The organism is Rhodovulum visakhapatnamense (genome assembly GCF_004365965.1).
GTDB classification, from domain to species: domain Bacteria; phylum Pseudomonadota; class Alphaproteobacteria; order Rhodobacterales; family Rhodobacteraceae; genus Rhodovulum; species Rhodovulum visakhapatnamense.
In genome coordinates this window covers 48,494-69,301 of sequence record NZ_SOEB01000023.1, presented here as the reverse complement: position 1 = coordinate 69,301, position 20,808 = coordinate 48,494, and the positions used below count along the sequence as shown (strand labels likewise).

The window sequence follows — 20,808 nt, the reverse complement described above, 5'->3', positions numbered from 1 at the left end:
TGTCTTCCGACCCGGCCGCCGCCCCGTCAGCGCCTCAGCGCCGCCGGTGAGGGGCTATCTACGGGTCCACGCCGATGCCCGCAAGCAGTTTTTTGCGGTTCGATGACATTTTTTTGGATGCCTCGAAATCTGACGCAATATCTGGCGTTTACGCCCAACGAACACACAAATGGATGAGGCCGGGTTGCAGAGCCCCAGAGAGCATCGCCGACTCGCCAGCCTCGGTCGCAGAGTTATCCCCAGACTTGCCCACAGAAGCTTCTGGTTGCCCCAGCGTCAGGCCGCGATTCTGGCCCGAGTCACCCCGACTCGCAGCGCCAGAAGGCCCAGAATCGTCGCCAGATAGACCAGCGGCTCGACCTGCCAGCCCTTCGCCTGCATCACGAAATGCAGCCCGCCAAGCGGAACGGCGAGATAGACCAGGCGATGCAGTCGCCGCCAGCGGAGTGGCCCGAGCGACCGGATCGCCCGGTTCGAGGAGGTCGCTGCCAGCGGCAGCAGCAGCGCGAATGCCAGCATGCCGACGGTGATATAGGGCCGCTTGACGATATCGGCCCAGATGAGGCCCCAGTCGCGCAAATCGAGCACAAGCCATACCGTCAGATGCAGCACCAGATGCCCCATCGCGACAAGACCCAGCGCCCGGCGAAACCGGATCAGGTTGAGCCCGGTCCAGCGCCGCAGCGGCGTGACCGCCAGCCCCGCGATCAGGAATTGGAGCGCCAGAAGCCCCAGCCGGTCTTCCAGCGCGTTGATCGGCTCGACCCCAAGCCCGCCCGTCGCGCCCAGCCAGACCGCCCAGGCGGCGGGCAGCATACCCGCGACATAGACCGGCCAGGTCGGCAGCCGCGCCAGCGCGATATTGACCCGTTGAACCCCGGTCATCAGAACTCGGCCGCGAGGTCCATGCCGGCATAGAGGCCCGCGACCTCCTCGCCATAGCCGTTGAACATCAGCGTCGCGACCCGCGGCGCGAAGAAGCCGCCGCCGATCCGGCGTTCGGTCGCCTGCGACCAGCGCGGGTGATCGACCGTCGGATTGACGTTGGCATAGAACCCGTATTCGCGCGGCGCGTAGCGGTTCCAGCTGGTCGGCGGCTGCGTGTCGGTCAGGGTGATCCTGACCACCGACTTGATCGACTTGAAGCCGTATTTCCACGGCACGACCAGCCGCAGCGGCGCACCGTTCTGGTTCGGCAGCGGCTTGCCGTAAAGGCCGGTCGCCATGATCGTCAGCGGATGCATCGCCTCGTCGAGCCTCAGCCCCTCGACATAGGGCCAGTCGAGAATGCGGCCGCGCTGCCCGGGCATCTCTTCGGGGCGGAGGAGCGTTTCGAAGGCGACGTATTTCGCCGAAGCCTGCACCCCGGCCATGTCCAGCAGATCGGCCAGTTCGAACCCCTGCCAGGGGACGACCATCGACCAGGCTTCGACGCAACGCAGCCGGTAAAGCCGGTCCTCGATGCTGACCTTCGCCAGGATGTCGCCCAGATCGTAGCGGCCGGGCCGGTCCACCAGTCCGCCGATCTCGACCGACCAGGGATCTGTGGTCAGCGCGCCCGCCTTGCGGCTGGGATCGCCCTTGTCGGTGCCGAATTCATAGAAGTTGTTGTAGCTGGTGATCTCGTCCCAGCTGTTGGGAACCAGCGCCTCGGCCTGGGCGGGCCGCATCCCGGCGACAGCCCCAAGCCCCGCAACCCCGAGCCCTGCCATCACCTGACGGCGATCCAGCCAGACGCGCTCTGGCGTCACCTCCGACCAGCTTAGCCGATTGCGCCAACGCCCTGCCATGACCGTTCCCTTCCCTTGGTCCCCGGGGCAAACCTAGCCCGGAGCCCGGTTGCGGCCAAAGCACGTCACCTCACGAGTGCGTTGACCTGATCCGAGCGGGGATAGACCTCGTTCATCGGGCGCGTGGTCCCGTCGGGCAGCACCAGGCGGACATGGCGGCGGCGCATCTGCCGGGGTTCGGATACGCCGACCGAATGGGCGATAGTCTCGACCTCGGAAATCACCGACTGGGCATAGCGGGCGACGCGGTGGTATTTCTCTTCGACCACCAGCCCCTTCTGCAGATGCGGCTGGTGGGTGGTGATGCCGGTCGGGCAGGTGTTGCGATTGCATTTCAGCGCCTGGATGCAGCCCAGCGCAAACATGAAACCGCGCGCCGAGGCCACGAAATCGGCACCCGCCGCGATGGCCCAGGCGACATCGGCGGGGTTCACCAACTTGCCGCTGGCCACGAGCCGCACCCGGTCATGGAGCCCCGCCGCATCGCGCAGGTCCGAGACCATCAAAAGCGCCTCGCGGATCGGCAGGCCGACCAGGTCGATCAGCGGCATCGGCGCGGCGCCGGTCCCCCCCTCGCCGCCGTCGATCGAGATGAAATCGGGGGCGGAGGTCGCGCCGCGATCCCGCACCAGGTTGAAGAGCTGCTCGAACGGTTCGGGGCCGCCGACCACCACCTTGAAGCCCACGGGCTTGCCGGTGACCTTGCGGACATGGGCGATCATGTCCAGCATGTCCTCCCAGTTGCCGACCTCGGCATGGCGGTTCGGCGAATAGCTGTCCTCGCCCAGCGGGATGCCCCGGATATGCGCGATCTCGTCGTTGATCTTGGCCGCGGGCAGGATGCCGCCCTTGCCGGGCTTGGCGCCCTGGCTGAGCTTGATCTCGAACATCTTGACCTGCGGGATCGCCGCCAGCGCGGCCAGCTTTTCATCGGACAGATGGCCATGGGCGTCGCGCACCCCGTATTTGGCCGTGCCGATCTGATAGACGATGTCGCAGCCGCCCTCGAGGTGATAGGGCGACAGCCCGCCCTCGCCGGTATTGAGCCAGATCCCCGCCTCGGCCGCCCCCCGCGACAGCGCCTGCACGGCAGGTCTCGAAATCGCGCCATAGCTCATCCCAGAGATATGGAAGAAGGACGAGGTGACATAGGGGATGCGGGCGAAGGGGCCGATTTTCATCGGCGCGGTGCTGGCGAACTGGCCCTCGAGCGGCGGGAAGGCCGCGTTCACGAAGATCGGCGTGCCCGGAATGCTGAGATTGCGGGTCGAACCGAAGGCCACGGTGTTGCTCTTGCCCTCGCCCGCCCGGGCGACCCAGTCGCGCTGCGCCCGGTTGAAGGGCATTTCCTCGCGGTCCATCGCGAAGAAATACTGGCGGAAGAACTCGCCGAGCTTGGTGAAGATGTTCCGGAACCGGCCGATCACCGGATAGTTGCGGCGGATCGCGTCGCCGGTCTGGGTACGGTCGATGGTAAAAAGCACCAGGCTGACCAGCAGAAGCGTGCCGATGACCAGCGCAAAGGCGCCTGCCAGTACTTGCAATGCGTAATAGGCCCAGCCCATCCTGCCCTCGTTCGTGCCTGTGCGGGCGGACGATGCCACCCGCGGTTCCCGACAACCTGCGCGGACAACGGAACGGACACAACCCCGCGCGCGACAAGCCTGGGAGGAAAAGATGAAGGCATTGCTTACTGCGGCGATTCTTGCCGCCACTTGGGCGGCAGCCGCCGCGGCCGACCCGGTCACCTACACCACCAGCCAAAGCTTCGACGATGTGGTCTTCGGTCTGGAAAACGCGGTGACCGGGCGCGGTCTGGTGATCGACAGCGTCAGCCATCCCGGCGAAATGCTGGAACGCACCCGGGCCGATGTCGGCTCGGACCGGACGCTCTTTCTGAAGGCCGATGTCTACAGCTTCTGTTCGGCCGCGCTGTCGCGCAAGGTGATGGAGGTCGACCCGCTGAATATCCGCTTTTGCCCCTATGCGATCTTCGTGCTGCAATACCCCGACACGCCCGATCACACCACGATCGGCTACCGCACCTTCCCCGAAGGCGAGATGAAGGAGGTCGAGGCGCTGCTGGACGCCATCGCGCGCGAGGCGGTCGGGCTCGACTGAGCCGAAAGAAAAAACGCCCGGACCGTCAGGCCCGGGCGCGTTCCGTTCCGGCAAGCGGGGTCAGTGCAGGACGGCGTCTTCCGGCTTCGGCCGGTTCGATCCGACCACCCGGTCGCCGATGATCAGCCCTTCCGGCCCCACCGTCACCCGGATGGTGCCGCCGTCGCGGATCTCGCCGGCCAGCAGCGCCTCGGCCAGCGGGTCCTGCAGGCTGCGCTGGATCACCCGTTTCAGCGGCCGCGCGCCATAGACCGGGTCATAACCCGCATCGGCCAGCCATTTCCGCGCGCCGTCGTCGAGATCGAGCACGATGCCGCGCTGATCCAGCCGTTTCTGCAGCCGCTTGAGCTGGATCGTCACGATGCCGTCCATGTCCTCGCGGGTCAGCCGGTGGAAGATCACCGTCTCGTCCAGCCGGTTCAGGAATTCCGGCCGGAAATGGGCGCGCACCGCCTCCATCACCTCGCGCCGCGCGGCCTCGGCATCGGACCCGTCGGGCAGCTGGCTCAGCGCCTGGCTTCCGAGATTCGAGGTCAGCACGATCAGCGTCTGCTTGAAGTCGACCGTGCGCCCCTGCCCGTCGGTCAGCACTCCGTCGTCAAGCACCTGCAACAGCACGTTGAAGACGTCCGGATGCGCCTTCTCGACCTCGTCGAACAGGATCACCTGATAGGGCCTGCGCCGGACAGCCTCGGTCAGCACGCCGCCCTCGTCATAGCCGACATAGCCGGGCGGCGCGCCGATCAGACGGGCGACGGCGTGTTTCTCCATGAATTCCGACATGTCGATCCGGACCATCGCCTGATCGTCGTCGAAAAGGTATTCCGCCACAGCCTTGGTCAGCTCGGTCTTGCCGACGCCGGTGGGTCCCAGGAACAGGAACGACCCCAGCGGCCGGTTCTCGTCGTTCAGCCCGGCCCGCGCCCGCCGCACCGCGTTGGCAACCGCCTTCACCGCCTCTTTCTGGCCGATCACCCGGCGGCCAAGCTCGTCCTCCATGCGCAGAAGCTTGTCGCGTTCTCCCTCCAGCATCTTAGAGGTCGGGATCCCGGTCCAGCGTTCGACCACCTGGGCGATCTGCTCGGGGCGCACCGCCTCGGCGACCATCACGTCATCCTCGCGGCTCTCGGCCTCGGACAGCGCCTTTTCAAGCTGCGGGATGATGCCGTAGCTGAGCTCCCCGGCACGGGCCAGATTGCCCTCGCGCTTGGCCTGGTCAAGCTCGGCGCGCGCCCGGTCCAGCTGTTCCTTGAGCTGGCGCGAGCGATCCAGCTTGTCGCGTTCGGCCTGCCATTTGGCGGTCATCTCGGCCGATTGCTGCTGCATCTCGGCCAGTTCCACTTCCAGCTTCTCAAGCCGCTCCTTCGAAGCCTCGTCGTCCTCCTTCCGAAGTGCCTCGGCCTCGATCTGCTTTTGCAGGATATCGCGGTCGAGCGCGTCCAGTTCCTCGGGCTTGCTGTCGACCTCCATCCGCAGACGGCTGGCGGCCTCGTCGACAAGGTCGATGGCCTTGTCGGGCAGGAACCGGTCGGTGATGTAGCGATGGCTGAGCGTCGCCGCCGCCACCAGTGCCGCATCCGAGATCCGGACGCCGTGGTGCAGCTCGTATTTCTCCTTGATGCCGCGCAGGATCGAGATCGTGTCCTCGACCGTCGGCTCGTCGACAAAGACCGGCTGGAACCGCCGCGCCAGCGCCGCGTCCTTCTCGACATGCTTGCGGTATTCATCAAGCGTGGTCGCCCCGATGCAGTGCAGCTCGCCCCGCGCCAGCGCGGGCTTGATCAGGTTCGCGGCATCCATCGCGCCTTCGGATTTACCCGCGCCGACCAGCGTGTGCATCTCGTCGATGAACAGGATCACCTCGCCCGCCGCGGCCGAAATCTCGTTCAGGATGGCTTTCAGCCGCTCCTCGAACTCGCCGCGATATTTCGCGCCCGCGATCAGCGACCCCATGTCGAGCGCCATCAGCCGCTTGTTCTTCAGGCTTTCGGGCACGTCGCCATTGACGATCCGAAGCGCGAGGCCCTCGGCGATCGCGGTCTTGCCGACGCCGGGTTCCCCGATCAGGACCGGGTTGTTCTTGGTCCGGCGGCTCAGCACCTGCATCGCGCGGCGAATCTCCTCGTCGCGGCCGATGATCGGGTCGATCCTGCCCTCTTCGGCCATCTCGGTCAGATCGCGCGCGTATTTCTTCAGCGCCTCATAGCCGTCCTCGGCGCTGGCCGTATCGGCGGTGCGGCCCTTGCGGATGTCGTTGATCGCGGCATTGAGGTTCTGCGCCGTCACCGCGCCCGCATCGAGCGCGTCCTTGGCCTTCGAGGGCACCATGCACAGCGCCATCAGGATCCGTTCGACCGGCACGAAGCTGTCGCCCGCCTTCTTGGCCAGCGTCTCGGCCTCGTCCAGCACCTTGCCAGTGGCCTGATCCATGTAGGTCTGTCCGCCGCCGCCGGTGACCTTGGGCATCTTGCCAAGCGCCGCCTCGACCGCCTCCAGCACCCGGTCGGGCGCACCGCCCGCTCGGCGGATGAGGTTCGAGGCCATGCCCTCCTCATCGTCCATCAGCGCTTTCAGAAGGTGTTCGGGCGCCAGCCGCTGGTGGCTTTCCCGCATCGCGATGGTCTGGGCGGCTTGCAGAAAGCCGCGCGACCGTTCCGTGAACTTCTCGAGGTTCATCGGCATCTCCTTTCCTAGAAGCGCCCGCCTCCGGGATGCCTGCTCCGCAGCGCATCCTCCTTCGCGGGCCTTGCCCCGCAATTTGGGAGCAGCTCCCTGCGGTTGCAAGGCCGCGCCTGCGCTTTGTCGCGCTGGACGGGGCGGCCCCGGCCCCGTAGAAACCGCCCCGACCCGATCCCCGTCCGCCAAGGAGCGCCCCCATGACCGATGACCGCCTGATCGTCGCCCTCGACGTCCCCGATGCCCATGCCGGGCTGACGCTTGCCGAACGGATCGGCGATGCGGCGGCGTTCTACAAGATCGGGCTGGGGATGCTCACGGGCGGCGGACTGGCGCTGGCGCGCGAGTTGAAGGACGAGCACGGCAAACGGATCTTCCTCGACATGAAGCTCTTCGACATCGGCGCCACGGTCGAGGCCGCGGTCCGGGGGCTTGCCCGCTTCGATCTGGATTTCCTGACCGTCCATGGCGACCCCCATGTGGTGCGCGCGGCCCGCGAGGGGGCGGCCGGGTCGCAGACCAAGATCCTGGCGGTGACGATCCTGACCTCGCTTGACCGCGCCGATCTGGATGCGAGCCTGATCCGGGCGGGCGATGTCGCGGACCTTGTCGTCGACCGCGCCGCCCGCGCCTTCGAGGCGGGTGCCGACGGGGTGATCGCCAGCCCGCAGGAAGCCGAACTGATCCGCGCCCTGCCCGAGGCGGACGGCCGGCTGATCGTCACCCCGGGCGTGCGACCCGCGGGCGCCGCCCTTGGCGATCAGAAACGGGTGGCCACACCCGCCCAGGCCATCGCCGCGGGCGCCGATCACGTGGTGGTCGGACGGCCGGTCTGGCAGGCCGAGGACCCGCGCGCCGCGGCTCTGGCGATCCAGGCCGAGCTGGCCGCGCCGCAGGCCCGGCACCCGAACGCCTAAATCCGAACGCCTGGATCCGGACCGGGGTCAGTCCGCGTCGCCGGGGCGCGCGGCCAGATAGTCCGACAGACGATCCTTGAGCTGACCGATCCCCTTGGGATGGGCCAGATAATCGGCGACCGGCATCACCGCCCAGCCCTGCCCCTCGTCGCCGAAGCGGATGCGGGCGATCTCGGCGGCCTCGAGCCGGGCCACGAAGAACCAGACCGGCCGGCCGCGCCCGTTGCGATAGACCTGCTGCCAGACCAGCCGCGCCGGATCGAGCACAAGCCCCAGTTCCTCGCGGGTCTCGCGCAGCGCGCAGTCAGCCGGGCTTTCCCGGCCCTCGCGCGCCCCGCCCGGGAAATCCCAATGCCCCGGCCAGGAAATATGCGGCACGTCATCCCGAAGGATCGACACGAGCCCGCGCCCGGTCAGAAGCGCAAGCTTGGCCCCGTCGAACGGATCAGTTTTCATTGATGTCGTCGCGCCAGACCTTGACCTGTCCGCGCCGCACGCCCAGCACCTGCCGCAGCACCAGCCAGGCAAGGCCCGACACCACCGCGCAGATCAGGAAAAGCCAGGGCCAGGCCACCGCCAGCCCCAGCCAAAGCGCGCCGCCCACGGCGGCGGCCCCGACCGCGAAACCCAGAAAGGCCTGGGCCGGCGCGACAAGCTCGAGGAAACCCAAAGCCGCCGCCGCCGCCAGCCAGACCCACCAGGTTTCCAGCATCACCCGCGTCCCTTCAGCATCTTGAACGCATCGGTGAAAGCATCCAGCGCATGGGCCGGCACGATGATCGTCTGCTTGCCCGCGCCCTCGCCGACCTTGGTCAGCGCTTCGACCTGTTTCAGTGCCACCTGATATTGCGCGGCCTCCAGCCCGTTCTCGGCGATGGCCTTGGCCACCACCCCGGTCGCATAGGCCTCGGCATCGGCCGAAACGCGCCGCGCCTCGGCGGCCTGGCGGGCGGCGTAAAGCTGCGCATCGGCCTGCAGCTCGACCGCGCGCTTCTTGCCCTCGGCCTCGGTGACCTGGGCCCGGCGCGCGCGCTCGGCATTCAGCTGCTGCAGCATCGCCTCGCGCGTCGCGGCATCGAGATTGACATCGAGGATCTCGGCGCGCGTCACCTCGATCCCCCAGTTCTCGACCGCGTCCTCGACGCTTTCCTTGATGGTGGCGATCAGGTCGGACCGGTTCGACTGCACCTGGTCAAGTTCCATCTTGCCGATCTCGGCCCGCACGATGCCCGCCACGGTGGTGGCGATGGCCGCGTCGACATCGCGGATCCGGTAGACGGTCTTTTCCGGTTCCAGAATACGGTAGAAGACGCTGGTTTCGACCTGCACCAGCACGTTGTCGGCGGTGATCGCATCCTGGCTGGCATTGGGAAGCTGCCGTTCGAGGATCGAGATCTTGTGGGCCACCCGGTCGAGGAACGGCACGATGAAGTTGATGCCCGCCCCCAGGACCGAGCGCAGCCGCCCGAAGCGTTCGACGACGTGCTTTTCGGATTGCGGCACGATCCGCACCCCGAGATACACGCTGAGAAGGATGAGACCGGCCAGCAGCAACACCACGAGGTTGCCGCCGACAAGGGCCGAAATCAGGTCTGGCAGGGTCATTCACAGGTCCTTTCGCAAAGCGCCGGCACTATGCCCCGCCCGACCGCGGAACGGAAGTCCCGGGACCCTGAGCGCAATTCCGTGAAGAAACCGTTAAGCCCGCCCGCAGCAGACCCGCCGCGGGACCGGACCCTACGTCCGGGGGCTGCGGCGCGGGTCACGGGCCAGCAGACGCAGCGCGTTGGCGGTGACCAGCACGGTCGCGCCGGTATCGGCCAGCACCGCCATCCAGAGCCCGGTCGCCCCCGTGACCGAGGTCGCAAGGAACAGCGCCTTCACCTCCCGCGCCAGCGCCACGTTCTGACGGATCGTCCGCATCGCCGCCCGCGACAGCCGGATCATGGCAGGCGCATCGGTCACGCGGTTCTGCGACAGCGCGGCATCGGCCGTTTCCAGCGCGACATCGCTGCCCGGGCCCATGGCGATGCCGACGCTCGCGCGTTTCAGGGCGGGCGCGTCGCTGATACCGTCGCCGATCATCGCGACCCAGCCTTGCGCTGCCATCTCGGCCACGGCGACCGGCTTGTCTTCGGGCGGAAGACCCGCCCGGGGCTCGATCCCCGGCTTTCCGGCGATGGCGCTGGCGGCACGCGGGTTGTACCGCGCGACCCGCGACAGCAGTTTGGGAGGCGCTCCACACCGGATATGCGCTGCGCGAGGCCGCGCACGGGCTTTGGCGTCATGACGCGATCGTGATGCCCGCCTCGGACATCCATGCGCCCGAGATCGACGGCCAGCGGGTCGGGCCGCCCGGGCATGCCGTCTAGTCCGGCTGGGTCAATGCCGCCGGACTGCCCTCGCTGGCCTACCCGGTGCTGCAGACCCGCCCCATGCCGATCGGGCTGCAGCTGATCGGCCCGGCCGGCAGCGAGAGCCATCTGCTGGCCTTGGCCGCCCCGTCACACCGCCTTTCGAATGGCCGACGCTGGCGCTCGGACCAGACTGACCGCGACCTGTCCAAGTTCCGCGATCTCGGCCGGCAGATCCGTGCCCGGTTCGAACCAGGGCAGCCTGCAGACTGCCCCGGCAATCATCGTCTGTCCCGGCTGCAAACCGCCGCGAAGGCGGCCCAGATGGCGCAGCAGCAGGTCGGGATTGGCCAGCGCCAAACCGCCGGGCGCTTCGGTTTCGCCGTCAAGCACGGTGTCGGCGTCGGCCCGGAACTGCGCCGACAGCGGGCCGAAATCGCGGCCGTCCCAGGCCTCGTCTCCCGAGCCCGGCGCCGGCCCGGCGGTGATCTGAAGATCGGCGAGTTTGAGGTCGGGCCGGTCGGCCGCGGCGCCCGCAAGTCGGGTCTCGACCAGTTCGAAGACGGCACGGCGGCGGAAATGGGGGGCGGAAATGGGGGGCGGGCTCGGCCGGCAGGCCCGCCTCCGACAGCGCGCGGATCTGCTCGAACCCCGGTTCAAGCTCGCCCCCCAGCCGGACGCACACCACCCGGCGGCCGTCATCCGGCCCCCGATACCAAGCAGGGATCGGCGCCAGCACCGGCGGCCCTTCGGGCAGACGCCCGACCTTGAACCCCGCGACCAAGCCGAGCGCCCCGGAGACGCGGCTTTGCACCGCCAGCACCTCGGCCCGCGTCAACGCCCAAGGCGCCTCGGCGACGCGCGGCCCGCTCCGATGCGCGGCGATCAGGGCGGCGGCGAAACTCTCGACCTCAGACATGTTGCACCTCGAAAAGCGCGGCGACCTCCTCGGCGGCACAGAGCACCGGGTTCAGAAGCGGCACCGGCGACCGGTCGCGCAGCCGTTCCGCCGCAGCCCCCAGCGGGCCGCCGCCGATGACGACCTGCGCGGCGCCCGCCACCTGCGCCTCGGCGATGGCGGCCAGCAGGCCCGCGTCGAGCGCCGCCTCGGAGCGCATCAGCGCCACCGGATCGCCCGCCGCGAAGCGGCAGCCGAGATAGGGGGCACCGTCCGCATGGCGCCGCATCAGCGCGTCGATCTGGGCCTCGAGCCCCGGCGTGGTGGTCGCGACCGCGAAGGGCAGGCCCGACCGGGCGGCCGCGCGGGCCGCCGCCGCGCCGATGCCAAGCACCGGACAGGCCAGACGGGCGGCCAGCGCCTCGGCACCCGGATCGCCGAAGGCCGCGACGATCACCGCGTCGGGCCGCCCCGGGACCTCGGCCGCCGCGATCCCTTCGGCGGCACGGGCCAGCGCCTCGGGCGTCACGATCAGCGGCGGTCCCGCAGGCGCGGTCCAGCCGATCGGCGCCACCGGCAGGGCGCGCGCCGCGATTTCGCACATGGACGCGGTCACCTCCGGGGCGCTGTTGGGGTTCATCAGACGAATCTCTGTCATGGCGCAACCATGCCGCGGCGGGCTCTGCACGTCACGTCTTGGGTTGCGGCAGGCCGGAAGACCATCGCCGACAGGTCGGACAATGGGCCCGACCACAGGCGCGACTATAGGCCAGACTATAGGGCAGACAAATTACCTCTGCGAAAAATAAGATAGCGACGCATATTCCTGCCCGGCCCGGCCGGGCGCTACGTTGGGCGGGACCTTCAGATGAGGACTAACATGGGCGCGCTCGACGGCATTCGGATTCTCAGCTTCAACCATTTCCTGTCGGGCCCCGCCGCGGCGCAGCATCTGGCCGACATGGGCGCCGATGTGATCGCCATCGAGCCCATCGGCGGCGTGTTCCAGCGCAACTGGGCCGTCGCCAACCGCTTTGTCGACGATACCAGCGTCAACCACATGACGACCGGCCGCAACAAGCGCTCTCTCGCGCTGGACCTCAAGGCGCCAGCGGCCCTTGAGGCGGTCAGGAGACTGATCGCGACCGCCGATGTGGTGATGGAGAACTTCCGCCCCGGCACGATGGAGAAGCTCGGGCTGGGCGAGGCCGAGCTGCGCCGGATCAATCCCCGCATCATCTATGCCGCGACCACCGGTTACGGCGCCGACGGCCCCTATGCGAAGCTCCCCGGCCAGGACGTGCTGTTGCAGGCGATGTCGGGGCTTGCCGCCCATACCGGCAGCCTCGAAGGCGGGCCGGTCGCCATCGGCACCGTGCCGATCGACCACCATGCCGCCGCGCTGACCGCGGGCGGCATCGTCGCGGCCCTGTTCGAGCGCGAGCGCACAGGCACCGCCCGCAAGGTCGAGGTCAACATGCTGCAGGCCGCGCTCGACCTGCAGGGCGAGTCGATCACCGCCTGGATGAACGGCGCGAACCGCAAGGGTCCGCGCGGCGAGGCGGGGCTGGCCAACTGGTTCAGCCCGGCGCCCTACGGGATCTACGCGGTCAGCGACGGCCATGTCATGATCTCGATGTGCAAACCCGCCGATCTGGCAGAACCGCTGAACCTGCCCGAGCTGGCCGCCTTCACCGAGGAGGACGGCTTTTCCAGGCGCGGCGAGATCGCGACGCTGGTGCAGCGGGGCATGGCCCGCCTGACCATGGCCGAGGCGCTGCCGCTGCTGGAGGCGGCGGGCGTCTGGCACACCCCGGTCGAGGATTACGACGCCCTGCCCCAGAACCCGCAGGTCAAACATCTGGGCGCCTTCGTCGAGGCCGAGACCCGGGGCGGCTCGCCCATGGTGATGCTGGCCCATCCGGTTCGCTATGACGGCGAAACTCCGCCCGTCCGGATGACGCCGCCCGCGCTGGGCGAACACAGCCGCGAGGTGCTGGCCGAGGCGGGCCTTGGCGCTGACGAGATCGACGCGCTCCTTGCAGCCGGTGCCGTGGCGCAGACCGACCGGATGCGGGGGTAAGAGACATGGATTTCACGATTTCCGACGAGATGAAGATGGTGACCGAGGCGGTGGGCCGCTTCGTGCGCGAGAAGGTCCAGCCGCTGGAGCAGGAAACCGAGGCCGATGCCCGGATCCCGCCCGAAAAGCTGGCCGCCGTCCGGGCCGAGGCGCAGGCGCTGGGCTTTTACGCGCTGAACATGTCCGAAGAGGTCGGCGGCGGCGGGCTCGGGGTTCTCGACATGTGTCTGGTCGAGGAACAGCTGGGCCAGACCTCGGACGCGCTGATCCGGCGGGTCTTCGGGCAGGTCTATCCGATGCTCGAACAGTTCAAGGGCGATCTGCGCGACAAGTATCTTTATCCCACCGTCAGGGGCGAGAAGATCTGCGCCATGGCGATCACCGAACCGGGCGCGGGGTCCGACGCCGCCGCGATCAGGACCAGGGCGGTGCCGGAGGGCGATCACTGGGTGCTGAACGGCACCAAGCATTTCATCTCGGACGGCGACATCGCCGATTACATCATCGTCATGGCGGTGACCGACCCCGAGAAGCGCGCGCGGGGCGGCATCACTCTGCTGATCGTCGACAAGGACATGCCCGGCTTCAAGGTCACCCGCAACCAGCCGATGATGGGCCATCGCGGCTATGGCCATGCCGAGATGACCTTCGACGACGTGCGCATCCGGAAGGACCAGATCCTCGGCGAGGTGGGCGAGGGCTTCAAGGTCATGATGGCCAATGTCGGCGGCATCCGACTTGGCCATATCGGGGCGCGGGCGGTCGGCATGGCCTCGCGCGTTCTCGAAATGATGCGCGAACATGCCGCCACGCGGAACCAGTTCGGCCAGCCGATCGGCGAGTTCCAGATGGTCCAGCAGATGATCGCCGACAGCGCGATGGAAATCTTCGCGACCCGGATGATGGTGCTGAACACCGCCTGGGAGATCGACCAGGGGATGGACCCGCGCGACAAGGTCTCGATGGTCAAGGTGCAGGCGTCCGAAATGCTGGGCCGGGTCGCCGACCGGGGCATCCAGGTCTTCGGCGGCTATGGCTTCACCAAGGAGTTGCCGCTGGAACGCATCTACCGCGATGCGCGGGTAACCCGGATCTATGACGGCACCTCGGAAATCCACCGCATGCTGATCGCCCGCTCGGTGATCAAGCGCGGCCTGACCCTCTGACGGACCGGAGGTTTTCATGAGTATCGAACGGGGCCAGTCGGTCACCTTCCGCAAGACCCTGACCGTGGCCGACCAGGGGTTCTTCACCGGCATCTCGGGCAATCTGGGTCCGGCCCATGTGGACCGCGTCAAGGCGCAGGCGCTGGGCCTGCCCGACATGGCGGTGTTCGAGCTGGCGGCGGGGGCGCTGTTCTCGACCGCGCTGGCGCGGCTGGCGGGTCCGGAGTACCGGATCGGCAACATCTCGATGTCCTTCCACCGCACGATCACCTTGGGTGAGACTTTCGCGGCCACCGCGACCAGCGGCGGTGCCGAGGGCAAGTCCCTGGTCTGCCAGCTGAAGGGCGAGATCGGCGGACAGACCGTCGTCTCGGGCGAGGCGACGCTCGTCCTCAGGGAGGGCTGAGCCCTCATGTATGACATCCGTCAGATGGACGAGCTGAGCGTCGGCGACCGCATCAGCGTCAGCAAGACCGTGACCGAGGCCGACGGGGCGATGTATATCGCCGCCACCGGCGATTTCGGCCCGGTCCATGTCGACGAGGACTATGCCTCGGGCACCCGCTTCGGCGAGCGTCTCGCGCCGGGCATCCTGGTCGCGGGCATCTGCACCTCGGTCCTGACCGCCGAACTGGTGGGCACGCTCGGCGTCTCGATCCGCGACAGCTTCTGGTTCACCGGCGCGGTGCGCTACGGCGACACCCTGACCTTCGAGATCTGGATCAGCGCCAAGGACGAGGAAAACCGTACCGTCGACTGGCAGGCCTCGGCCCGCAACGAGGACGGCACCGAGGTCCTCAAGGCCGACGCGACCCTGAAATTCCCCCGAAAGAAAGTGACGACATGAGCCTGACCGGCAAGGATCTGCGCGGCATCACGGTCGCGACCGTTCTGCCCTTCGACGAGACGGGTGCCATCGACTGGGAGGGCTATGCGGCCGTCCTCGACCATTGCGCCAAGCCCGAGACCACCGATGGCGTCTTCGTCAACGGCCATGCCGGCGAGGCGACCGCGCTGAGCGAGGCCGAACGCGACGAGGTGATCCGCACCACCCGCGATCATATCGGCAAGGACCGGCTGCTGCTGGCGGGCGTGGTGCCCACCGGCTATCCCGAGGCCGTCAAACAGGCCGAGGCCGCCCGCGAGGCGGGGGCCGACGTCGCCGTGATCTTCCCGCCCGAGGCGCTGGGCGGCGGCAACGCCTCGACCAGGGCCCCCGTGGCCTTCATGGAAAAGCTCGCCCGCGAGCTGGCGATGCCGATGTCGGTCTTCCAGTTCCCGATTGCCTCGGGCTTCGGCTATTCGACCGAGGCGCTGGCCGAGATGGCGCAGATCCCCGAGATCGTCGCGATCAAGGAAGGCTCGGCCACGATGCTCGCCTATGACGAGAACCGCCGCGCGGTGAAGGCCGCGGCGCCCGATGTCGCGATCCTGCCCTCGAACTTCCATTGGTTCTTCGCGCAGCTTGCGCTGGGCGGCGACGGCATCCTGTCGGGGCTCGCCTCGCTGACGCCGGGCCTGCTGGCCGAGCTGTGGCAGGCCTCCGAGGCGCAGGACCTGGCGCGGATGCGCGCGGTCAACGACCGGCTTTACCCGGTGGTGCGCGCGATCTACGGCCCCGCCCCGGTCGTCGACATGCACACCCGGATGAAGGACGGATTGAAAATGATGGGCATCATCAAATGCGCAACCCCGCGCCTGCCGCTCTTGCCGCAATCCGAGGCCATCGTCGAGGGCCTCCGCGCGGCGCTGATCCAGGCGGAGCTGCTGTGATGACCGCGCATCCCCATGGCGGGATTTATGCCGCCACCATCTGCCCGATGCGCGCGGATGGCGCGCTGGATGTCGACAGCCTCGAGGCGCATTTCGCGGCCGTGCTGGCGACCGGGGGGCTCGACGGGCTCTTGCTGAACGGCCATGCGGGCGAAGGCATCTTCCTGACCCGCGACGAGGCCGCGACCGTGGTGCGCCATGCCAAGGCCATCGCCCCGGCCAAACGGGTGCTGGCGGCGGTCAGCGCCGAATCGACCGCCGAGGCCGCCGCCGACGCGCGGGCCGCGCGCGCGGCCGGGGCCGACGGGATCATGGTCTTCGCCCCCTTCTCCTGGGCGCTTGGCGCCGATCCGCGCGCCATCGTCGCGCATCACAAGGGTATCGCCGAGGCGGCCGAGGGGCCGGTCTACCTGTTTCAGGGCTCGGTCGGCTCGGGCGGGCTGCATTACGCGCCCGACACGCTGGCCGCGCTTCTGGAGATCGAGGCGGTCGTCGGCATCAAGGAAGGCTCTTGGGAAACCCGCGCCTATGAGGACACGCTGCGCCAGACCCGCGCGCTTCGACCCGATGTGGCGGTGATGGCCTCGGGCGACGAACACCTCTTTGCCTGCTTCCAGTTGGGCAGCGACGGGTCCGCCGTCAGCCTCGCCGCCGTGGTCCCGGACCTGATCGTGGCGCTGGACACCCATGTCCGTGCGGGCGAGACCGACGCCGCGCTGACGATCCACCGCAAGCTGTTCGCGTTGGCCAGGCTCGTCTATGCGCGCCCGGGCCATCTGGCCGCCGCCCGGCTCAAGGCCTGCCTCGCACGGCTCGGTCGGATCGACAGCCCGGCCTGCCGCGCGCCGACGCCACCCATCGACCCGGCCGAAACCGATCGCTTGGCCGCAGCGCTTGCCCCCTGTCTGGAAAATCTGGATGCCTGAGACCCATCAGACGCACATGGTCTTCGTCGATATCGACCCCGAGGACGAGGCCGCCTTCGACGACTGGTACAACAACACCCACCTGCCCGACATCCTGGCCTGCCCCGGCTGGCTGGACGCCCGGCGCGAGAAATGTCTGGAGGGCGGCCCGGCCCATGTGGCGATCTACACGATCACCGGCCCGGAAGCCTATGAAACGCCGGAATTCGCGGCTTAAGGGCTTCGGACCGTTCACCGACAAGATCCGCAATTTCCGGCGGGTCCGCCTGACGAAAAGCTGAGCGCGTCCCCAAGAGGAAGCGTTCGCCCCATGCTGAACCTGCGACAGCTCGAGATCCTGCGCGCGGTGGTGCAGTACCGCACCACCGTCGGCGCCGCCGAACGACTGGGCATGTCGCAGCCTTCGGTCTCGAACACCATCCGCCATATCGAGACGGTGCTGGGCTTTCCGCTGTTCGAGCGGGTCTCGAACCGGCTGGTGCCGACCGAAGAGGCGCTGATCCTGCTGGAAGAGGCCGAACCCCTGTTCCTGCTGCGCGACGCGGTCAACCAGCGCGCCGCCGATCTCAGGCGCGGGCGGATCGGCCGGATCCGCATCGCCTCGACCGCCGAGCTGTCCGAGGCGGTGCTGCCCCGGGTCATCGCCGATTATGCCGGGCAGTACCCCAAGGTGCAGATCTCGCTGGAAACCCGGCCGCTCGACAGCGTCTTGCAGGTGGTCGAGAACGGGCTGGCCGATGTCGCCTTCGTGATCGCGGCCTATGAACGCCAGGCGCTCGATTACGAAGCCCTGGCCGAGTTGCGCGCGGTCTGCCTGTGCCCCGCCGACGACCCGCTGGCCCGGCTCGAGGCAGTGACGCCGCGCGACCTGATCGGGCGGCAGATGGTCGGCCCGCAGGTGTCGAACCGGATCGGGCTGATGATCGCAGACAGCTTCCGCGCCAGTGGCCATGTCTACAGCCCCGCGGTCGAGACCCGGTTCATGAACGCAGCCGCGCGGATCGTGCGCGAAGGCTGCGGCGTGACCCTGATCGACGAGCTGTCCGCCCAGACCGTGCTGCGGCCTGGGCTGGTGGTGCGCGCCTACGCGCCCGCGCTCAGCTTCGAGCTGTCGGCCGCAACCTCGCGCACCAAGACCACCTCGCGCCAGACCCGGCGCCTGATCACCGCTTTCGCCGACCGGGTTCAGGCCCAGATCGCCGAGGTCCGGGCCGAGGCCGAACGCGACGCCTCATGACGCCGCGCGACGACGCAACCCGGCCAGAACCGACGCCCCGCCTTCGACGATCAGATTGGTTTCGTTCGTCGCGACCACCAGCCGCGCGCCCAGCGCAACCGCGTGGCTTTGCACCAGTGCGGGCGGCAGCCCCATGGCTCCGAAACCCAGGCCGCGGGCCTGTGCCGCCGCCGCGATGCGACGGAAGGCGGCCAGAAGGTCGGGATGGCCCACCTGCCCGCGCAGCCCGATGCCGTCGGCCAGATCGTTGGTGCCGATGATCAGCGCGTCGAGCCCCGGCACCGCCGCGATCTCCTCGACCGCCGCCAGCGCCTCGGCGCTTTCGATCATCGCGATCACCTGCCCGTTGTCCGCGCGCGCCACCAGATCTGCAGCCGGCAGCGGCAGATACCCGGTGACCGGCAACGGACCCGGCAGCGCCCGCCGTCCGACCGGCGCAAAGCGGCAGGCGCGGACCACCGCGCGGGCCTGATCGGCGCTGTCGACATGGGGCACGATCACCCCGGCCGCGCCGCAATCGAGCGTCCGCGCAAGATCGGGCGAGCCGGGCCCGGTGACCCGCGCATAGACCGGAACCCCGGCCGCCAGCCCGGCCGCCGTCGCCTGCCCCAGATCGGCCAGACCGATGGGCCCATGCTCCATATCCATGACCGCGAAATCGAATCCTGCACCTTTGGCGAGCAAGACCGCCTCGGCACGTCCCAAAAGGCAGAAAGCCAGCCCAATCTCCGGGCCGATGGCGCCTTCGCTTTGCACAGAAAATACCCTCCGCAGCGGCAACGCTGCTTGCATCCTGTTCGACTTTTGTTTTGCCTCCTGGCAGGTTACCCTGTTTTCAAGCGGAGTATTCGCGAAAACACCGGATTAAATAGTTCCCTCCACTTTCATAATAGCCCTCTTCCTTTCGCCCCCCGTCTTTGCGGATAACCTCACGCAACAGGACAACGCACGGCGGGATTTTCCGCCCGGATTGATGGACAGGAGGTGTGCCGGTGCCAGACCGCTCGGCCGAGCATGACGTGTCGCCAGTGGCTTCGAGAATGGCTTCGAGCACGGTCTGGAAGGGCCTGTCTCTGATGCTCTGGACGCTCCGCAGAGCGGTGGACGGCGCCGCAATTCTGCTTCTGGCCTATATGGCGCTGGCCGTCCTGATCCAGATCGTCGGACGCTATGTCTTCAACTATTCCATTGCCTGGAGCGAAGAGACCGCGACGTTCGCACAGATCTGGCTGGCGCTGCTGGGGGCGGGCATCGCGATGCGCCACAACCAGCATGTGGGCGTCGATGTCCTGATCCTGAAGGCGCCGCTGGCCGTCCAAAGGGTCTTCAACATCGCGGCCTTCGCGCTTGGGGCGTGGTTTCTCGGCGTCGTGGTGGTCGGATCGCTGTCGATGGTCGCCATCGGGATGATGGTCAAGTCTCCGGCGCTGAGGATTCCGCTGGCCATTCCCTATTCGGCGCTGCCGGTGGGCTTTGGCTACTTCCTTCTCGAATTCGCCCTGTCCAGCATTCCGCGCATCCTGCGCCCCGGCGCCGAGCGCCCAGAGGAGAACGGCATATGATCTGGGCCGTCGGAGGGTTTCTGCTGCTGCTGATCTCGGGCATTCCGATCGTGCTTGCGCTCGGCATCTCGGCGCTCGTTGCGATCGAACTGACCACGACCGCCCCGATCTCGATCGTCGCCCAGCGCGTCTATGGCGGTATCAGCTCGTTCACGCTGATGGCCATTCCGTTCTTCGTGGCCTCGGGGCTGCTGATGGAGGCCGGCGGCATCGCCCGGCGCTTCGTCGCGCTGGCAGGCGCGCTGGTCGGCTGGATCACCGGCAGTCTTTACATGGTCTCGGTCGTCACCGGCACCGGGCTGGCGGCAATTTCGGGCTCGGGCTCGGCCGATACCGCCGCGATCAGCGCGGTGATGGTGCCCGAGATGAAGAAGCGCCGCTACGACATCGACCTGGCGGCGGCGATCATCGCCGCCTCGGGCTCGCTGGCCTCCATCATCCCGCCCTCGATCGTGATGATCGTGATCGCGGTCACCGCCAACCAGTCGATCGGCGCGATGTTCCTGGGCGGCATCGTCCCGGGGCTGATCGTCATGGCCGGGCTGATGCTGGGCGCCTGGCTGTTCGCCCGCCGCGGCGGCCCGGCCTATCGCGACGGCGAGGCCTTCACGTTTCAGCGTCTCGGCCGCACCTTCCTCGACGCGGCGCCGGGCCTCCTGGTGCCGGTGGTGATCATCGGCGGCATCGTCGGCGGCGTCTTCACCGCGACCGAGGCCGCCTGCGTGGCGCTGTTCTCCACGCTGATCGTGACCATGTTCATCTACAGGGAACTGAAACCGCGCGACCTGCCGCGGATCCTGCTGAAGGCGATCAGCCTGTCGGCCACGGTCCTGATCATCATCTCGACCGCTTCGGTCTTCACCTGGATCATCGCGACCCAGGGCTTTCCGGCGATGCTGAGCGCCTGGCTGACCGGGATCACCGAGAACCCGATCGCCTTCCTGCTGATCGTCAACCTGCTGCTGCTGGTCGTCGGCATGTTCATGGAAAGCATCTCGGCGGTGCTGATCCTGCTGCCGGTGCTGCTGCCCATCGCCCGCAGCTATGGCATCGACCCGGTGCAGTTCGGCATCATCACCGCGCTTAATCTCTCGATCGGGCTGATCACGCCACCCTACGGGATCTGCCTTTACGTCGCCTCCTCCGTGGCCGGGCGACGGATCGAGCAGGTCTCGCGCCGGATCTGGCTGCCGTTCCTGTGCATGCTGGTGGCGCTGGTGCTGGTCACCTTCGTTCCGGCCGTCTCGCTCTGGCTGCCGTCGGTCATGATGAAATGACCGGGCCGTTCGCTCTTTAACCAAGAAA

The 20,808-nt window shown here is 68.0% G+C and carries 22 protein-coding genes and 1 pseudogene; 12 read left to right on the top strand and 11 right to left on the bottom strand.

Translation table 11 applies throughout. The features are described from left to right. Positions 1 to 276 precede the first annotated feature (276 nt). From msrQ to EV657_RS17220, 3 genes are all read right to left on the bottom strand, one after another. On the bottom strand, positions 277 to 885 hold the full coding sequence (gene msrQ, locus EV657_RS17230) for a protein-methionine-sulfoxide reductase heme-binding subunit MsrQ (RefSeq protein ID WP_134079050.1): 609 nt from the start codon (positions 883 to 885) through the stop codon (positions 277 to 279). Next, on the bottom strand, positions 885 to 1,790 hold the full coding sequence (msrP, locus tag EV657_RS17225) for a protein-methionine-sulfoxide reductase catalytic subunit MsrP (protein ID WP_134079049.1): 906 nt from the start codon (positions 1,788 to 1,790) through the stop codon (positions 885 to 887). Before msrP ends, msrQ begins: the two co-directional genes overlap by 1 nt. Positions 1,791 to 1,855: 65 nt before the next feature. Continuing rightward, positions 1,856 to 3,355 carry an FMN-binding glutamate synthase family protein gene (locus tag EV657_RS17220; RefSeq protein ID WP_113668883.1) on the bottom strand — a complete coding sequence of 500 codons (1,500 nt, stop codon included), beginning with the start codon at positions 3,353 to 3,355 and terminating at the stop codon, positions 1,856 to 1,858. A gap of 112 nt (positions 3,356 to 3,467) precedes the next feature. On the opposite strand from EV657_RS17220, the gene EV657_RS17215 reads away from it, so the two are divergent. After that, on the top strand, positions 3,468 to 3,911 hold the full coding sequence (locus tag EV657_RS17215) for a DUF302 domain-containing protein (protein WP_075784472.1): 444 nt from the start codon (positions 3,468 to 3,470) through the stop codon (positions 3,909 to 3,911). A gap of 60 nt (positions 3,912 to 3,971) precedes the next feature. Here the strand turns inward: EV657_RS17215 and clpB are convergent, their stop codons facing one another. Then, on the bottom strand, positions 3,972 to 6,587 hold the full coding sequence (gene clpB, locus EV657_RS17210) for an ATP-dependent chaperone ClpB (RefSeq protein ID WP_134079047.1): 2,616 nt from the start codon (positions 6,585 to 6,587) through the stop codon (positions 3,972 to 3,974). A gap of 200 nt (positions 6,588 to 6,787) precedes the next feature. Between clpB and pyrF the strand changes: the two genes are divergently transcribed. Next, positions 6,788 to 7,504 (top strand): orotidine-5'-phosphate decarboxylase, encoded by a 717-nt coding sequence (gene pyrF / locus EV657_RS17205; protein WP_134079046.1) that lies wholly within the window; start codon positions 6,788 to 6,790, stop codon positions 7,502 to 7,504. 27 nt (positions 7,505 to 7,531) lie between these two features. On the opposite strand, the gene EV657_RS17200 is transcribed toward pyrF, so the two are convergent. The 6 genes and pseudogenes from EV657_RS17200 to EV657_RS17175 form a co-directional block, all read right to left on the bottom strand. Beyond that, positions 7,532 to 7,960, bottom strand: a complete 429-nt coding sequence (locus EV657_RS17200; RefSeq protein WP_075784469.1) for an NUDIX hydrolase — start codon at positions 7,958 to 7,960, stop codon at positions 7,532 to 7,534. Next, positions 7,950 to 8,216, bottom strand: coding sequence for a hypothetical protein (locus tag EV657_RS17195; RefSeq protein ID WP_081382040.1), 267 nt, complete (start codon positions 8,214 to 8,216; stop codon positions 7,950 to 7,952). Before EV657_RS17195 ends, EV657_RS17200 begins: the two co-directional genes overlap by 11 nt. Next, a complete protein-coding gene (locus EV657_RS17190) occupies positions 8,216 to 9,109 on the bottom strand; it encodes an SPFH domain-containing protein (protein ID WP_075784467.1) in 894 nt (297 codons plus the stop codon). The genes EV657_RS17195 and EV657_RS17190 overlap by 1 nt, the downstream gene beginning before the upstream one ends. 132 nt (positions 9,110 to 9,241) lie before the next feature. Then, positions 9,242 to 9,706, bottom strand: a pseudogene (locus EV657_RS17185) (heavy metal translocating P-type ATPase); the annotation flags it as partial. Positions 9,707 to 10,008: 302 nt separating this feature from the next. Next, positions 10,009 to 10,518 (bottom strand): hypothetical protein, encoded by a 510-nt coding sequence (locus EV657_RS17180; protein WP_134079043.1) that lies wholly within the window; start codon positions 10,516 to 10,518, stop codon positions 10,009 to 10,011. 251 nt (positions 10,519 to 10,769) lie between these two features. Next, on the bottom strand, positions 10,770 to 11,414 hold the full coding sequence (locus EV657_RS17175; protein WP_243627733.1) for an aspartate/glutamate racemase family protein: 645 nt from the start codon (positions 11,412 to 11,414) through the stop codon (positions 10,770 to 10,772). Positions 11,415 to 11,624: 210 nt separating this feature from the next. On the opposite strand from EV657_RS17175, the gene EV657_RS17170 reads away from it, so the two are divergent. The 8 genes from EV657_RS17170 (at position 11,625) to EV657_RS17135 (ending at position 17,941) form a co-directional block, all read left to right on the top strand. Then, complete coding sequence (locus EV657_RS17170) at positions 11,625 to 12,839, top strand: CaiB/BaiF CoA transferase family protein (RefSeq protein WP_243837705.1); 1,215 nt, start codon at positions 11,625 to 11,627, stop codon at positions 12,837 to 12,839. A gap of 5 nt (positions 12,840 to 12,844) precedes the next feature. Beyond that, a complete protein-coding gene (locus tag EV657_RS17165) occupies positions 12,845 to 14,005 on the top strand; it encodes an acyl-CoA dehydrogenase family protein (protein WP_134079042.1) in 1,161 nt (386 codons plus the stop codon). A gap of 16 nt (positions 14,006 to 14,021) precedes the next feature. Continuing rightward, the gene (locus EV657_RS17160; RefSeq protein WP_075784461.1) at positions 14,022 to 14,411 is read left to right on the top strand and encodes a MaoC/PaaZ C-terminal domain-containing protein; all 390 of its coding nucleotides are present in this window, start codon (positions 14,022 to 14,024) and stop codon (positions 14,409 to 14,411) included. Between the two features lie 6 nt (positions 14,412 to 14,417). Next, entirely contained in the window at positions 14,418 to 14,852 is a 435-nt protein-coding gene (locus tag EV657_RS17155; protein ID WP_113668892.1) for a MaoC family dehydratase, read from the top strand. After that, positions 14,849 to 15,778, top strand: a complete 930-nt coding sequence (locus EV657_RS17150) for a dihydrodipicolinate synthase family protein (RefSeq protein ID WP_134079040.1) — start codon at positions 14,849 to 14,851, stop codon at positions 15,776 to 15,778. The genes EV657_RS17155 and EV657_RS17150 overlap by 4 nt, the downstream gene beginning before the upstream one ends. Beyond that, positions 15,778 to 16,704, top strand: a complete 927-nt coding sequence (locus tag EV657_RS17145; protein WP_134079038.1) for a dihydrodipicolinate synthase family protein — start codon at positions 15,778 to 15,780, stop codon at positions 16,702 to 16,704. Before EV657_RS17150 ends, EV657_RS17145 begins: the two co-directional genes overlap by 1 nt. Continuing rightward, positions 16,697 to 16,921, top strand: coding sequence for an EthD domain-containing protein (locus EV657_RS17140; protein WP_243837703.1), 225 nt, complete (start codon positions 16,697 to 16,699; stop codon positions 16,919 to 16,921). Before EV657_RS17145 ends, EV657_RS17140 begins: the two co-directional genes overlap by 8 nt. 93 nt (positions 16,922 to 17,014) lie before the next feature. Next, positions 17,015 to 17,941, top strand: coding sequence for a LysR family transcriptional regulator (locus EV657_RS17135; protein ID WP_243627737.1), 927 nt, complete (start codon positions 17,015 to 17,017; stop codon positions 17,939 to 17,941). Here EV657_RS17135 and EV657_RS17130 read toward each other — a convergent pair. After that, the gene (locus EV657_RS17130) at positions 17,936 to 18,625 is read right to left on the bottom strand and encodes an HpcH/HpaI aldolase family protein (protein WP_279587400.1); all 690 of its coding nucleotides are present in this window, start codon (positions 18,623 to 18,625) and stop codon (positions 17,936 to 17,938) included. The two genes, EV657_RS17135 and EV657_RS17130, sit on opposite strands and share 6 nt — an antisense overlap. A 356-nt stretch (positions 18,626 to 18,981) precedes the next feature. Between EV657_RS17130 and EV657_RS17125 the strand changes: the two genes are divergently transcribed. Both EV657_RS17125 and EV657_RS17120 read left to right on the top strand, forming a co-directional pair. Beyond that, positions 18,982 to 19,503, top strand: coding sequence for a TRAP transporter small permease (locus EV657_RS17125; protein WP_134079035.1), 522 nt, complete (start codon positions 18,982 to 18,984; stop codon positions 19,501 to 19,503). After that, a complete protein-coding gene (locus tag EV657_RS17120; RefSeq protein WP_134079034.1) occupies positions 19,500 to 20,780 on the top strand; it encodes a TRAP transporter large permease in 1,281 nt (426 codons plus the stop codon). The genes EV657_RS17125 and EV657_RS17120 overlap by 4 nt, the downstream gene beginning before the upstream one ends. The last annotated feature ends 28 nt before the right edge of the window (positions 20,781 to 20,808 follow it).

Bases quoted from the DNA above. Each gene is read 5' to 3' on its own strand.
- msrQ (WP_134079050.1), bottom strand. From the start codon at position 885: ATGACCGGGGTTCAACGGGTCAATATCGCGCTGGCGCGGCTGCCGACC.
- msrP (WP_134079049.1), bottom strand. From the start codon at position 1,790: ATGGCAGGGCGTTGGCGCAATCGGCTAAGCTGGTCGGAGGTGACGCCA.
- EV657_RS17220 (WP_113668883.1), bottom strand. From the start codon at position 3,355: ATGGGCTGGGCCTATTACGCATTGCAAGTACTGGCAGGCGCCTTTGCG.
- EV657_RS17215 (WP_075784472.1), top strand. From the start codon at position 3,468: ATGAAGGCATTGCTTACTGCGGCGATTCTTGCCGCCACTTGGGCGGCA.
- clpB (WP_134079047.1), bottom strand. From the start codon at position 6,587: ATGAACCTCGAGAAGTTCACGGAACGGTCGCGCGGCTTTCTGCAAGCC.
- pyrF (WP_134079046.1), top strand. From the start codon at position 6,788: ATGACCGATGACCGCCTGATCGTCGCCCTCGACGTCCCCGATGCCCAT.
- EV657_RS17200 (WP_075784469.1), bottom strand. From the start codon at position 7,960: ATGAAAACTGATCCGTTCGACGGGGCCAAGCTTGCGCTTCTGACCGGG.
- EV657_RS17195 (WP_081382040.1), bottom strand. From the start codon at position 8,216: ATGCTGGAAACCTGGTGGGTCTGGCTGGCGGCGGCGGCGGCTTTGGGT.
- EV657_RS17190 (WP_075784467.1), bottom strand. From the start codon at position 9,109: ATGACCCTGCCAGACCTGATTTCGGCCCTTGTCGGCGGCAACCTCGTG.
- EV657_RS17175 (WP_243627733.1), bottom strand. From the start codon at position 11,414: ATGACAGAGATTCGTCTGATGAACCCCAACAGCGCCCCGGAGGTGACC.
- EV657_RS17170 (WP_243837705.1), top strand. From the start codon at position 11,625: ATGAGGACTAACATGGGCGCGCTCGACGGCATTCGGATTCTCAGCTTC.
- EV657_RS17165 (WP_134079042.1), top strand. From the start codon at position 12,845: ATGGATTTCACGATTTCCGACGAGATGAAGATGGTGACCGAGGCGGTG.
- EV657_RS17160 (WP_075784461.1), top strand. From the start codon at position 14,022: ATGAGTATCGAACGGGGCCAGTCGGTCACCTTCCGCAAGACCCTGACC.
- EV657_RS17155 (WP_113668892.1), top strand. From the start codon at position 14,418: ATGTATGACATCCGTCAGATGGACGAGCTGAGCGTCGGCGACCGCATC.
- EV657_RS17150 (WP_134079040.1), top strand. From the start codon at position 14,849: ATGAGCCTGACCGGCAAGGATCTGCGCGGCATCACGGTCGCGACCGTT.
- EV657_RS17145 (WP_134079038.1), top strand. From the start codon at position 15,778: ATGACCGCGCATCCCCATGGCGGGATTTATGCCGCCACCATCTGCCCG.
- EV657_RS17140 (WP_243837703.1), top strand. From the start codon at position 16,697: ATGCCTGAGACCCATCAGACGCACATGGTCTTCGTCGATATCGACCCC.
- EV657_RS17135 (WP_243627737.1), top strand. From the start codon at position 17,015: ATGCTGAACCTGCGACAGCTCGAGATCCTGCGCGCGGTGGTGCAGTAC.
- EV657_RS17125 (WP_134079035.1), top strand. From the start codon at position 18,982: ATGGCTTCGAGCACGGTCTGGAAGGGCCTGTCTCTGATGCTCTGGACG.
- EV657_RS17120 (WP_134079034.1), top strand. From the start codon at position 19,500: ATGATCTGGGCCGTCGGAGGGTTTCTGCTGCTGCTGATCTCGGGCATT.